At 63.9% G+C, this 13,241-nt stretch carries 13 protein-coding genes; 10 read left to right on the forward strand and 3 right to left on the reverse strand.

Going from position 1 to position 13,241, the window contains the following annotated elements:
• Window positions 1-81: 81 nt before the first annotated feature.
• The 10 genes from dxr to OK351_RS07005 all read left to right on the forward strand — a co-directional run bounded on the left by dxr (window position 82) and on the right by OK351_RS07005 (window position 10,784).
• Window positions 82-1,299 (forward strand): 1-deoxy-D-xylulose-5-phosphate reductoisomerase, encoded by a 1,218-nt coding sequence (gene dxr / locus OK351_RS06960; RefSeq protein ID WP_265157220.1) that lies wholly within the window; start codon window positions 82-84, stop codon window positions 1,297-1,299.
• Window positions 1,296-2,639, forward strand: a complete 1,344-nt coding sequence (locus tag OK351_RS06965) for a M50 family metallopeptidase (protein WP_265157222.1) — start codon at window positions 1,296-1,298, stop codon at window positions 2,637-2,639. Before dxr ends, OK351_RS06965 begins: the two co-directional genes overlap by 4 nt.
• 25 nt (window positions 2,640-2,664) lie before the next feature.
• Window positions 2,665-2,967, forward strand: coding sequence for a YciI family protein (locus OK351_RS06970; protein WP_265157224.1), 303 nt, complete (start codon window positions 2,665-2,667; stop codon window positions 2,965-2,967).
• A gap of 226 nt (window positions 2,968-3,193) precedes the next feature.
• Window positions 3,194-3,748 (forward strand): NAD(P)H-dependent oxidoreductase, encoded by a 555-nt coding sequence (locus tag OK351_RS06975; RefSeq protein WP_265157227.1) that lies wholly within the window; start codon window positions 3,194-3,196, stop codon window positions 3,746-3,748.
• 539 nt (window positions 3,749-4,287) lie between these two features.
• On the forward strand, window positions 4,288-5,454 hold the full coding sequence (ispG, locus tag OK351_RS06980; protein WP_265157229.1) for a flavodoxin-dependent (E)-4-hydroxy-3-methylbut-2-enyl-diphosphate synthase: 1,167 nt from the start codon (window positions 4,288-4,290) through the stop codon (window positions 5,452-5,454).
• Window positions 5,408-6,295: a GNAT family N-acetyltransferase gene (locus tag OK351_RS06985; RefSeq protein WP_265157231.1), complete on the forward strand. Its 888-nt coding sequence runs from the start codon at window positions 5,408-5,410 to the stop codon at window positions 6,293-6,295. The genes ispG and OK351_RS06985 overlap by 47 nt, the downstream gene beginning before the upstream one ends.
• A 55-nt stretch (window positions 6,296-6,350) precedes the next feature.
• Window positions 6,351-7,037, forward strand: a complete 687-nt coding sequence (locus OK351_RS06990) for a hypothetical protein (RefSeq protein ID WP_265157233.1) — start codon at window positions 6,351-6,353, stop codon at window positions 7,035-7,037.
• 121 nt (window positions 7,038-7,158) lie between these two features.
• Window positions 7,159-7,923, forward strand: a complete 765-nt coding sequence (locus OK351_RS06995) for a hypothetical protein (RefSeq protein WP_265157235.1) — start codon at window positions 7,159-7,161, stop codon at window positions 7,921-7,923.
• Between the two features lie 224 nt (window positions 7,924-8,147).
• Window positions 8,148-9,935 carry a proline--tRNA ligase gene (locus OK351_RS07000; protein WP_265157236.1) on the forward strand — a complete coding sequence of 596 codons (1,788 nt, stop codon included), beginning with the start codon at window positions 8,148-8,150 and terminating at the stop codon, window positions 9,933-9,935.
• A 60-nt stretch (window positions 9,936-9,995) separates the two neighbouring features.
• The gene (locus tag OK351_RS07005) at window positions 9,996-10,784 is read left to right on the forward strand and encodes a TSUP family transporter (protein WP_265157544.1); all 789 of its coding nucleotides are present in this window, start codon (window positions 9,996-9,998) and stop codon (window positions 10,782-10,784) included.
• A gap of 97 nt (window positions 10,785-10,881) precedes the next feature.
• Here OK351_RS07005 and OK351_RS07010 read toward each other — a convergent pair whose 3' ends face one another.
• The 3 genes from OK351_RS07010 to OK351_RS07020 all read right to left on the reverse strand — a co-directional run bounded on the left by OK351_RS07010 (window position 10,882) and on the right by OK351_RS07020 (window position 13,238).
• Window positions 10,882-11,418 carry a hypothetical protein gene (locus tag OK351_RS07010; RefSeq protein WP_265157238.1) on the reverse strand — a complete coding sequence of 179 codons (537 nt, stop codon included), beginning with the start codon at window positions 11,416-11,418 and terminating at the stop codon, window positions 10,882-10,884.
• 266 nt (window positions 11,419-11,684) lie between these two features.
• Entirely contained in the window at window positions 11,685-12,068 is a 384-nt protein-coding gene (locus OK351_RS07015; protein ID WP_265157240.1) for a hypothetical protein, read from the reverse strand.
• A 477-nt stretch (window positions 12,069-12,545) separates the two neighbouring features.
• Window positions 12,546-13,238 carry a response regulator gene (locus OK351_RS07020; RefSeq protein ID WP_265157242.1) on the reverse strand — a complete coding sequence of 231 codons (693 nt, stop codon included), beginning with the start codon at window positions 13,236-13,238 and terminating at the stop codon, window positions 12,546-12,548.
• Window positions 13,239-13,241: the final 3 nt, after the last annotated feature.

Below are 13,241 nucleotides of genomic sequence, written 5' to 3' on the forward strand. Positions count from 1 at the left end.
CGGGCAGGGGGCCGGCCGACCGGATGTGACCTTGGTCCGGCTCTTTGGGAGCTCACAGTTAAAGCGTCCATAATTGACAAGGTGAGCACCCAATCATCCTTTTGTTCCCCGGCCCATCCGCGCCGTGTCACAGTGCTGGGATCCACCGGATCTATTGGCACCCAGGGGCTGGACGTCATCGCCCAGGCCTCCGGGCTGTTCAGCGTCGCGGCGCTCGCCGGTGGACACAACCTCAGGCTGCTGGCCGAGCAGGCCGTGGCCTTCCGGGCCGAACTGGTGGGTTGCGCGACCCCGGATGCCTCGGCATTGGCCCAGGCGATCAGCCGGGCCGCCGAGGCCGCAGGGGTGCGGGGATACCGGCCCGAACTGGTGGCCGGGCAGCACGCGGCCACCGAGGTCGCCGCCTATGGGCACGCCGAGGTGGTGCTCAACGGGATCACCGGGGCCATCGGCCTGGAACCCACACTGGCCGCACTTACGGCGGGGCACCTGCTGGCCCTGGCCAACAAGGAATCGTTGATTATCGGGGGACAGGTGGTCATGGCCGCAGCGGCCCCCGGGCAGATCGCCCCGGTGGACTCCGAACACTCGGCCTTGGCCCAGGCGTTGCGCTCGGGCACCCCGGAAGAAGTCGCCAAGCTGATCGTCACCGCCTCCGGCGGCCCGTTCTTCGGGTTCACCCGTGAACAGCTGCGCGGGGTCACCCCGGCGCAGGCCTTGGCCCACCCGACCTGGGACATGGGCCGGGTGGTCACCACTAATTCGGCGACGATGGTCAACAAGGCCCTGGAGGTCATCGAGGCCCACCTGCTTTTCGATATCCCGCTGGAGAAGATCGAACCGGTGGTGCACCGCCAGTCGATCGTGCATTCCATGGTCGAGTTCATCGACGGTTCGGTCATCGCCCAGGCCTCACCGCCGGATATGCGCCTGCCGATCGCCCTGGGCATGAACTGGCCGCACCGGGTCCCGGGCGCGGCAACCCCCTGCGACTTCTCCAGCGCCGCCAGCTGGACCTTCGAGCCGCTGGATCAGCAGGTGTTCGGCGCGGTGGAACTGGCCAAGCAGGCCGCCGCGGCCTCCGGCACCCACATGGCCGTGTACAACGCGGTCAACGAGGTGGCGGTGGACGCCTTCCATGACGGCAAAATCCGTTTCACCGACATTGTCGATTCCATCCACCGGGCCCTGGACGCCTACCAGGCCCCCACCGGGGAGCTGAGCGCCGGGCTGGTGCTGGAAACCGATCAATGGGCCCGCAGCTACGCCGGAGAGTTCATCAAGGAGCTGGCATCATGAGTACCCTGCTCTTCATCGGCGGCGTGCTGGTCATGATCGTGGCAGTCGCCGCCTCGATCGCCCTGCATGAAATCGGGCACCTGTTACCGGCCAAGAAATTCGGACTGCGTGTTCCCCAGTACATGATCGGTTTCGGCAAGACCCTGTTTTCCTTCCGTCGTGGGGAGACCGAGTACGGGGTCAAGGCCATCCCGTTGGGCGGCTATGTCTCGATGGTGGGCATGTACCCGCCACAGGCCGCCCGGCGACAGAAGGAGGGCAAACCGAGCTTCCTGAACCGGACCTTCGGCCAGCTGATCGATGATGCCCGTTCGCAGGCCAATGAGCAGGTGAAGGTCCAGGACGAAGGGCGGATGTTCTACCAGCTGCCGATCTACAAGCGGATCATCATCATGCTTGGCGGGCCGTTGATGAACCTGCTGATCGCCTTCGTGATGATCGGCATCGTCGTAACTGGTTTCGGGGTGTCCACCGCAACCACCACGGTCAGCGAGGTCTATCGGTGCATGGCCACCGCCGAACGTTCCGATGTCACCGAATGCACGCCCGGGGATCAGCCGGCCCCGGCCTACGCGGCCGGATTGCGCCCGGGGGATACCATCACCGCGGTCAACGGCCAGGCCGTGGCCAACGACGCCTGGTACGAATTGACCGGCGTCATCCGGGAGAACCCGGGGCAGAGCGTGGCCCTGGAATACAACCGCGACGGCACCAGCCACTCCACCACACTCACCCCCTACCTCACCGAACGTCCCGTACTGGATGACCAGGGGTATGTGGTGACCGGGGAAAACGGCCAGGCCCTGATGGAAAACGTCGGCTTCGTGGGGATGGCCTCCGAACTGCAGAACCTGCAGCAACCGGTCAGCGCGGTGCCCGGGGTGGTGGGGGACCAGCTGGTGCGCATCGGCAATGTGATCCTGCACCTTCCCCAGCGCATGGCCGACGTGGCCAGGGCGGCATTCGGCACCGAGGAAAGGGACCCCAACGGCCCGGTATCCGTGGTCGGTGTGGGGCGCATCGCAGGTGAAATCAACGCCTCCGACCAATTGGGCATGACCGACAAGGTCGCCTCGCTGATCTCGCTGATCGGCGGACTGAATCTGGCCTTGTTCGCCTTTAACCTGATCCCGTTGCTGCCGTTGGATGGCGGCCACGTGGCCGGGGCCCTCTTCGAAGGCATCAAGCGGTTCTTCGCCCGCCTGACCGGCAGGAAGGATGTGGCCCCGGTGGACACGCTCAAGCTGCTGCCGCTGACCTATGTGGTGGTGGTTGCCATGATGGTGATGGGTGGGCTGTTGATATATGCCGACATATTCAAGCCCATCCAGATCTTCTAGGACCGCGGGGTTATACGCTGATCTCATGACTGTTTTTGCTGTTGAATACGTGTACGCCGAAAACTCCGATGAACTGCGCAACGAACACCGTCCCGCGCACCGCGCCTACCTGGGTGGATTCCTGCAGGACGGCGGTTCGGTCCAGGTCCTGGCCTCGGGACCATGCCCGATCACCGACGGTGCATTGCTGATCTTCAGCGCCGAAACCGAGCAGGCCTTGCGCGAGGTGCTGGATGGCGACCCGTTCAACAAGGTCGGCGCCTTGGACAAGACCGTGGTCACCGAATGGAACCCGGTCACCGGCCTGCTGAGCGCCTTCGCTTCCTAGCACCGCAACCCGCCACAGCTCCCGTGCCCACGGACCTATCGTCCGTGGGCACGGGAGCTGTCGTGGTTAAACCGCATCTTCGGATGATTCACGGACCGGCCCCGAGGGGTTGATGTGAGCATGTTCACGGCGGGTTCAGGAATGGTGGTCGGGAACAAATCGTTGAACCGGTTGACACGTCAGCGATTGTGCTGCACGTACATGAACTATCGAGGAGATGCCCTATATGGCTACCAAAGTCCTGACCCTGGTCGGTTCGCTGCGTAACGGTTCAACCAACCGCCAGTTGGCCGAAGCCACCGTGGAAAATGCCCCCGAGGGTGTGGAGATCAGCGTCTACGCGGGTCTGGAGAACATCCCGTTCTACAACGAAGACAACGATGTCGAGGGGCAGGTCCCCGAGGCCGCAGCCCAGCTGCGTGCGGCGGTTGCCGATGCGGATGCACTGCTGCTGGTCTCGCCGGAATACAACGGCACCATGCCGGCCGTACTGAAGAACGCCATCGACTGGCTCTCCCGCCCGTTCGGCGCCTCGGTGACCAAGGACCTGCCGGCAGCCGTGATCGGTACCGCATTTGGCCAGTATGGTGGCGTCTGGGCCCAGGATGAAGCCCGCAAGGCCCTGGGCATCGCCGGAGCCAAGGTGATCGAGGAAATCAAGATCGCCATCCCGAACTCGGTGGTCCGCTTTGCCGAAACCCACCCGAAGGATGACGCCGAAGTCGCCGAGCAGGTGGCAACCATGCTCAAGGACATCCGCAAGGTCGCCGAAGCCAACTAGTTTCTCCTGATCTCGGGCCGATGAGCCGCCATCCCAGGATAGTGGCCCATCGGCTTTGTGCCCTTCGCAGGGAGCCTTGGCTTCCGCACGGACGCGCTGGATCAGCAGTTGGGTGGTCAGCAGGGTGCTGGAAGACGCCAGCTGGGGAACATGAAGGACGAAACCGGTCGTGTCGGCCAGCAAATCGGTGAAAGAGGGCGAATGCGGCAGCGGCCATCAGCAGGCCCACCGCCAGGGCGCCGAGCCGCACGGTCGGCGTGCCGCGGTGCTTGCGTACGCCTCCCGCGGGGGCGTGCAGTCCCACGTAATTCCGTAACAAGGTTCCCTGGCCCGCCAAATGCTGATGGTATTTACTCAAAATTCACTACTAAAACACCTCGGCAGGGTCCATCGTCCGCAAGTACGAGAGACAGCCGCGCCGGGATCCGCTGGCGATCAGCCGTCCCCGCGGGTGGCTTACCTCGCATCCTTACCCCTAAGCGCGCAGAGGGTGACATACTTGTTTTTGAGAAATACCCAAATACTTTTGGAGGCATCCATTGACTTCGGTCAAACTCGGCATGCCGGCAGCACCACCGCCGGTCATCGCGCCACGTCGTAAGACCCGCCAGTTCAACGTTGGCCGGGTGGGTATCGGGTCGAACTCGCCCATCAGCGTGCAGACGATGACCACCACCAAAACCCATGACATCAACGCCACCCTGCAACAGATCGCGGAGCTCACGGCGGCAGGATGCGACATCGTCCGTGTGGCCTGTCCCACCGACAAGGACGCCGAGGCGCTGCCGATCATTGCGATGAAATCGCAGATCCCGGTGATTGCCGATATCCACTTCCAGCCCAAGTACGTCTTCGCGGCCATCGAAGCCGGGTGTGGCGCGGTGCGCGTGAACCCCGGTAATATCCGCAAGTTCGACGACCAGGTCAAGGAGATCGCACAGGCCGCCAAGGACCACGGCACCTCGATCCGTATCGGCGTCAACGGCGGCTCGCTGCATCCCAAGTTGTTGAAGAAATACGGCAAGGCCACCCCCGAGGCACTGGTCGAGTCGGCGATCTGGGAAGCTTCCCTGTTCGAGGAACACGGATTCAATGACTTCAAGATCTCGGTGAAGCACAGCGACCCGGTGATCATGGTGCGTGCCTACCAGCTGTTGGCCGAATCCGGTGACTGGCCGCTGCACCTGGGTGTGACCGAAGCCGGTCCGACTTTCCAGGGGACCATCAAGTCGGCGACCGCCTTCGGCGCCCTGCTCTCGCAGGGCATCGGCGACACTATTCGTGTCTCGCTCTCCGCCCCGCCGGTGGAAGAGGTCAAGGTGGGCAACCAGATCCTGGAATCGCTGAACCTGCGCCCGCGCAAGCTCGATATCGTCTCCTGCCCCTCCTGCGGCCGCGCCCAGGTGGATGTCTACACCCTGGCCGAGAAGGTGACCGAAGGCCTGGAAGGTATGGAAGCCCCGCTGCGCGTGGCGGTCATGGGCTGCGTGGTCAACGGACCGGGCGAAGCCCGCGATGCCGACTTGGGGGTTGCCTCGGGCAACGGTAAGGGACAGATTTTCGTCAAGGGTGAGGTCATCAAGACCGTGCCCGAAGACCAGATTGTCGAAACGCTGATCGAGGAAGCCAACCGCATTGCCAGCCAGATGGAACTAAACGATGGCGAAAATCCTGCCGCGGGTACTCCCGTGGTTACCGTCAGCTAAGGATGAAACCGACCAGCTGACCCGTGTGCTGGGCCGGGAAGACACCCTGGCCCTGCTCACCATGCTGGATCGGGACCCGGTAACGAATATTTTCCTGCGGGCGCAACTGGACCAGCACCGGACCGCCGCGCCCGACAGCTTTGCGCAGATCCTCGCCCCCGTTGACCGGGAAGGCCTGGATAATGCCTGTTGGGTGGGTGCGAATATCGTGCCCACGGCCATGGATTGCCAGTACGCCCAAGCCTATGCCCGGCGCGCGCTGGCCACACGCCAGCGATTCGCTTCGGTGTTCGGGCCACGGGACGCGGTCATGGCCATGGAACCGATCCTCGGATGCGGACCGCAACAGATCTTCGATGTCAGGCCGAACCAGCCGTTGATGAGCATCGAGGACCTCTCGGATATCGAACCGGCACCAAGCCTGCGTCCGGCCACCTCGAAGGACTTCGACCTGGTCCTGCCGGCCAGTGCCGCGATGTTCGAGGAGGAGCTGGGTTACTCACCGCTGGATAACGGGGGAGGGCACTACCGCAGCCGGGTGCGCGCCATGCTCCGTCACGGTCATACCTTCATCGATGTGGACCACTACGGGGAGATCATCTTCAAGGCCGATCTGGGCACAGTCACCGCAAAGGCCACCCAGATCCAGGGCGTCTGGATCAATCCCCGATACCGGGGACGGGGACTGGCCGCCGGCTACATGGCCGCGGTGGTCAACCATGCCCTGACCTTTGCGCCGCTGGTCAGCCTCTACGTCAACGACTACAACGAACCGGCCATCCGCACCTACGAGCGCGTGGGTTTCAGGCAAATAGGCACGTTCGCGACGATTCTGTTCTAACCTGATCTCAGGGTCGTCACATGGCGGCGCGGACCGGCAAGCAGGGGAAGGGTGCATGATGAATACAACCCGGTGCACCACGCTGGTTGCCTTCTTCGTGTCGATCGGCTTACTACTGGTGGGCTGCAGCCCCGCCACCGACATCCCCGAGGTGCAAGGCACGGAACCGGGCCAGGCCCACAGTCCCGAGGAACTGCAGCAGGCACTGGAGGAGTTCGCCGAAGGCCGATCAGGGGCCAGGATCCTGAGTGACCACCAGCTGCGGGATTCGATTCCCGCCGCGGAAGCCTGGCTCAGTGAACTGGAAGTCAACCCCGAGGAATGCGGACTGAGCCTGACCTCGTCCCTGGGCCAACAACTGGAACACGCTTCCATGGCGGCATTGCAGCTGGGTGACAGCTTCATCACCCTGGCTTCCTACCCGGATGCCGGCCAATTGGCGGCCAGTTTTGAGGCCGAAGAGCAACGGAGTGAACGCTGCGCGCGCTACACGGTGCTCCGGGATGGGCAACATGTCGCCTTCCATTTGGCGGCGCAGGGACTGCAAACCGAGGCCCGGAAATCCGCCGCCCATGTGCTAACCAGCAGCGATGGTTCGGCCGCCAGCCAGCAGGTCATGGTGAAGGCGGCCAATGGAAACGTGATGATCACGATTAACCAGCCACTGGACAAAGAATCCCGGTCCGAGCAGTTCGCGAGTCTATCGGAGCAGGTCAACGACCTTCTCGAGGTACTTGGGTAGGGTGCTGGAGCAGGCTGGGAGCGAATGTGACGCACCGGTTCAGCCTTAGGGATGACCTTGTTTTCTCCAACATGTGGTCAAATGGAGGAAGCCATAACGCTCCCAACGTGAGGACCTGAGAATGAAGAAGCGCTCCTTGATGATCCTGCCCCTGGCAGCAGCATTCGCCCTGGCAGGATGTTCCAACGCCGGGGACGGCGGGTCAACCGATAGTGCGCCGGAAGGCACGCAGGCAGAACAGGACACGCAGACCGAGGAAACCACCCAGGGTGGAAGCGGCTCGGGGGAAACCCTTGACGGCGCACAGGTCAAGGCCGTTGTCGAAGCCCTGGTCGAGGGCAAGGACGGGGCCCAGGTGCTCGATGGCGACACCATCGCCGCCTCGCTGCCGCAGGCCCAAGCCGCCATCGAGGCGATGAACATCGAACCGGCGCAATGCGCCGAACTGATCTCGCAGCAGGGTTCGTGGGATGTCGAAGGCATCAACATGGCCGTGGCCACCGTGGTCGATGGCACCGACGCCACCAGCTATTCGGTCGCCTCCTACGAGGACGACGCCAAGCTGGCCGAAGCCCGTACGGCCGCTGAAAGCAAGGACATGCAGGGCTGTGACAGCTTCTCCATGGAGGCCCAAGGCCAGAAGCTGGAAGCTTCCGCCGAGCTGCTGGATGCCTCCTCCGATGCCGAGATCACCTTGCTGACCAAGACGAATATCTCCATGGACGGTGTTGATGTTCCGATGAACTCGATCAGCATCCAGGCCATTGACGGACGTACCGCGGTGTCGGTCAGCGCCTCCGGTGATGTCTCCGCCGAGCAGGAACTGATCGATTCGCTGATCGCCGAGGTCAACAAGGCCCTGGCCGAGGTCGCCAAGGTCCAGTAACCCGTAAACGGCTTGAAACCGTCCTGCTCGTGGGCCCTTGGCCGGCGAGCAGGACGGTGTTTTATTAACGCCGTGCACACAGTCCGGCGCACGGCAGTGATCGAAGCGGCTAAGATTGTTCGTGGCCGTCAAATCGGCTCAACCCACAAGATTTTGCATTGCTAAGTTCATGGTCCGTCCATCACCCGGTGGCGGCGTGCAACTTACGGAAAAGGATACGACGCGTGGTCTTGAAACTCTCCACCATGTTCCTGCGCACCCTGCGTGAAGACCCGGTCGATGCCGAGGTCGCCAGCCACAAGCTACTGGTGCGCGCCGGCTACATCCGCCGCGCCGCTCCGGGCATCTACACCTGGCTGCCGTTGGGCCTGAAGGTGCTGGGCAAGGTGGAAAACATCGTGCGCGAGGAAATGAACGCCATCGGCGCCCAGGAGGTCCAGTTCCCGGCCCTGCTACCACGCGAACCCTACGAGCAGACCGGCCGCTGGACCGAATACGGTGAGGGCCTGTTCCGGTTGCAGGACCGCAAGGAAGCCGACTACCTGCTGGCACCGACCCACGAGGAAATGTTCACCTTGCTGGTCAAGGACCTGTACTCCTCGTACAAGGACCTGCCGGTCTACCTCTACCAGATCCAGAACAAGTACCGCGACGAGGCCCGCCCCCGGGCCGGGCTGCTACGCGGCCGCGAGTTCATCATGAAGGACTCGTACTCCTTCAATATCGACGATGCGGGCCTGGACGAGGCCTATGCGGCGCACCGCGCGGCATACATCAAGATCTTTGAACGCCTTGGTTTGGAAGTGGTTCCGGTATTCGCCCAGGCCGGTGCCATGGGCGGCTCGAAGTCGGAGGAATTCCTGCACCCCACGGCGATCGGCGAGGATACCTTCGTTCGCTCCCCGGGCGGCTACGCCGCCAATGTGGAGGCGGTGACCACCGTGGTCCCGGAAGCCATCGACTATTCCGCTGCCGCGCCATTCGAGGTCCTGGATACCCCGGACACCCCGACGATCGAGACCCTGGTGGCTGCCGCCAACGAACTACGTCCGCGCGCGGATCGCTCCTGGGAAGCCAAGGACACCTTGAAGAACGTCGTGCTGGCGATTGTCGACCCCGAAGGGGAACGCCACCTGGTGGTGCTCGGCGTGCCGGGTGATCGGCAGGTTGATGAAAAGCGGCTGGAAGCCACGGTGGGCACTGCCCTGGGCATCAGCGGCGAAGTCCAGGTGGAGCAGGCCACCGCCGAAGACCTGAAGAACCACCCGGAAATTGTCACCGGATACCTCGGCCCGGGCCTGGGCCGCGAGAACCAGCTGCTGGGCAAGGACACCGAGCATACGATCACCTACCTGGTCGATCCTCGGGTAGTGGCCGGAACCTCCTGGATTACCGGTGCCAACGAGCACGGCAAGCATGTGTTCAACCTGGTGGCCGAACGCGATTTCACCTGGGACGGCACCATTGAAGCGGTCAACGTACTGGATGGTGACCCGGCCCCGGACGGTTCCGGCCCGCTGAGCACCGAACGCGGCATCGAGATGGGCCACATCTTCCAGCTGGGACGCAAGTACGCCGAAGCCCTGGACCTGAAGGTCCTGGATTCAAACGGCAAGCTGCAAGTGGTCACCATGGGCTCCTACGGCGTAGGTGTCACCCGTGCCGTGGCCGCCCTGGCCGAGGCGTACCATGACGAGAACGGTCTGACTTGGCCCCAGCAGATCGCCCCGGCCGACATCCACGTGGTGGTCACCGGCAAGGGCGCCGAACTGCTGGAAGCCGGGGAGAAGCTGGCCAAGGACCTGGAGGCAGCCGGGCTGGAGGTCATCCTGGATGACCGTCCGAAACTATCGGCAGGAGTGAAGTTCTCCGATGCCGAGTTGATCGGCGTTCCCACCATTGTGGTGGTCGGCCGCGGCCTGGCCGACGGCGTGGTTGAAGTCAAGGACCGCGTGACCGGCGAGCGCCGGGATGTGAATCTCGAGAACGTGGTGGCTGAACTCAGCGCCTAACCGCCGTCAGCGGCGAAAACTGGATAAGGGTGTAGCGCGGTGCAAGAGGTTCTGGATTTCCTGTCGGTAAATGGCGAACCGGTCGCCGCCTGGCCATTGGCCCTGCTGCTGTTGGCAGGGTTCGCGGCCGGGTGGATCGATGCGGTGGTCGGCGGTGGGGGACTGATCCAATTGCCCGCGCTACTGCTTTTCCCGGGGATGACCCCGGTCCAGGCCTTGGCGACCAACAAGCTGGGGTCCATTTTCGGGACCACCACCAGCGCGATCACCTACTACCGGCGGACCAGCCCTGATCTGCGAACCGCGATCCCGATGGCGCTGTGTGCCCTGGCCGGTGCCTTCGGCGGGGCCGGGATCGCGGTGATCCTGCCGACCGAGCTGATCGAGCCGATCATCGTGGCCGCGTTGGTGGCAGTGCTGCTCTTCACGATCGCCAAACCCAAGGCCGGGGAACTGTCCAGATTGAAGTACACCGGCCAAAGCCACTACCTGCGGGCGATCCTGATCGGGGTGGTTATCGGCGGCTACGACGGGATGATCGGGCCCGGGACCGGCTCATTCTTGATCATCGCCATGGTAACCGTGCTGGGCTACAGTTTCCTGCAGGCCTCCGCCAAGGCCAAGATCGTGAACCTGGCCACCAACTTGGGCGCGTTGCTGCTCTTCCTGCCCGGCGGGCACGTGCTGATCGGGTTGGGGCTGGCCATGGGCGTGATGAACATGCTCGGTGGGTATCTGGGCGCGCGCATGGCGATCTCCAAGGGCAGCAGGTTTATCCGGATCATCTTCGTTATCGTGGTCTCCGCGCTGATTCTCAAACTCGGTTCCGACATGGTCTTCGGATCCTGACTACCGGTACATCCCGTGCAGGGCCAAGGGGGCCCGGTATCCATTCCCGCGTTGGAAGGATACCGGGCCCCTGGCTCGCTGCCCACGGGCCCCGGAGCTACACGCCCAGGATGCCGGAGAGCCCGCTGCGCGGATAACCGCCGATCCCCTCGGGGACGGGCATGCCCGGTTCCGGGTTGTCCAGATCGTAACCGGCCTGGACGATATCCACCGGGAAGGTCGGACCCGGCAGCGGGTGAGGCCACGGGTGCGGCCACGGGCCCGGGACAGGCCAGGGCTCAGGGATTGGCCAGGGGGTCGGAGACGGCCACGGATCGGGCACCGTGCGAACCTGGTAGGAGACGGAGCTGGCGGTGTGCCCCGCAGCCTCCTGCAGAGGGGGCTGGATGGGATGGGGGAGCAACGGAACCCGCGGGGGGTTGATGATCTGGCAGTGCAGCGGGACGGCCCATCCCGGAGGAGGGACCGGACCGGGGCACAGGTCCCGCGGTGGCTTGATGGGCACAATCCGTTCATGCGGCGCCGGGCTGCCGGTCATGGTGGTATCGGCCAATGCCGGCGCGCTGCCGAGGAGCAGGACCGCAGAGGCGAGGATGGCGGTGGTCCGGCCCAGGACCTTCGAAGTGGTGAACATGATGACTCCTGAGGGTTGCAGTGACCCGGCGCCGGTGACGCCGTGGTGGGAGATGACTCCAGCTTTCCGCACCCGGGTGATCCGGTAATCAGCAAGCGGCGGTAACCGCACTACCGGCCCGGAATGATCCCGGGGGCTACCAGACCCGGCCGCAGGATACCGCGATGAGCTGTTACACGCGGCCACCCCAGGACAGTGTGGCACCCGGCCTCCACCTGGATTTCCAGTGGATACCGGGTGTCGTTGGCAACGTCGGCTGTGTGAGGTCAGGCCGCCAGCCAGTCGTGGGGCAGCGGTGTGTCTCCCGGGCCCGGTATCGGATTGTAGGGACCGGGAACCATTGGCGGCAGCGCATCGGTGCTGGAGACCATCGCCCGTGCCTGAGCCGGGACGGGGGACGGCACCGGCACCGGCACCGGTGGATCAACCGGGGCAATATCGCAGATCACTGGCGACTTCTTGATGATGGCACAGGGTAGCGGGCGCGGATCGGGGCGCGGAACCCTGTCGGTGTCCGGTACCGGCACGGTGATCCCCGGACGGGTGGTGGCCCCGGGATCGACGGCGCCGGCAGGCAATCCGGGTAGCAGCAGGGCACCAGCCACAATAGCGGTACCAATGTTCTTCAGGGCACTGCGCGGGATGTTCATGATGACTCCAGAAGGCTTGGAAGGGCATGGCCAGCCGAAAGGCGGGCCACATGTGCCCCTCCAGTCTGGACTCGACCCGGATGCCGGGCATCGGCGAGGGGTGGTAGCGCGTATACCGGAACCGGATGAGGCTGAACCGCCAACGGTGCAGGGCAGGTGCCGTGAGGGCATAAAGGTAGCCCATTGCCCAACCGATGAAGCGGCGGTCAGGCAATGGGCTTTGGCTTCCTCCCCCAAGGACGCCATATCGGGTTCCGTTCGCTTACCGCCCACCCTCACAAGTGGCGGCGGGCAACGGTGAAGACCAAACGGGCGGAACCTGATCCCTGTCATCACGGATTCGGACCAGGGTCACGGCCCAAACCAGGAAATGGTGCATCCACTCCGGCCGAAGCCGAGACGGACTTTTTAACATTTCCCCTTTAGTCTGCTGCATGGAAAATGAATACGCGTCATACCAGGACGGTATGTTTGGCTTCATCTGGTTGAGATTTCCCCGGTGGGTACCGGATCGTCCGGGTGCACGAATCCGGAACGGTAGGCCAACGCCACGGCGGCGGCACGGTCCCGGGAACCGGTCTTGAACAGGATCCTGGCCACATGGGTTTTCACCGTGGCCTCGCTGAGGACCAGGGTGTCCCTGATGTCCTGGTTCGATAGGCCGGCGGCCACGAACCGCAGCACTTCCTGTTCGCGCGGGGTGAGTAATTCGGTCACATCGGGATGGTCGGTGCTTTTGGAGCGCAGCCGCTGCACCAGCCGGGTGGCCGCGGTGGCATCCAGCCAGGTGTCGCCAGCGGCCACCCGGCGGATGGCATCGGCGATCTCGGTGGGTGAGGCATGCTTCAGCAGGTAGCCGCTGGCCCCGGCCTGCAAGGCCTCCACCACGATGTCCTCGTCGTCAAAGGTGGTCATGATCAGCACCCGGACCAGGCGGTCGGGGTGACTGCGTGATTCACGCACCAATTCGCGGGTGGCGCTCACCCCATCCATGCCGGGCATACGCACATCCATGAGCACCACTTCCGGACGGGTGCTGCGAGCCAACTGCAGGGCTTCCTGCCCGGAACTGGCCTCGCCGACCACCTCCAGGTCCGGTTCGGCCGAGAGCAGCATGGTGATCCCGGCCCGGACCAGCGGCTGGTCGTCAACGATCAATACGGCAGTCATGAT

The organism is Glutamicibacter sp. MNS18, assembly GCF_026107515.2.
Lineage (GTDB): Bacteria > Actinomycetota > Actinomycetes > Actinomycetales > Micrococcaceae > Glutamicibacter.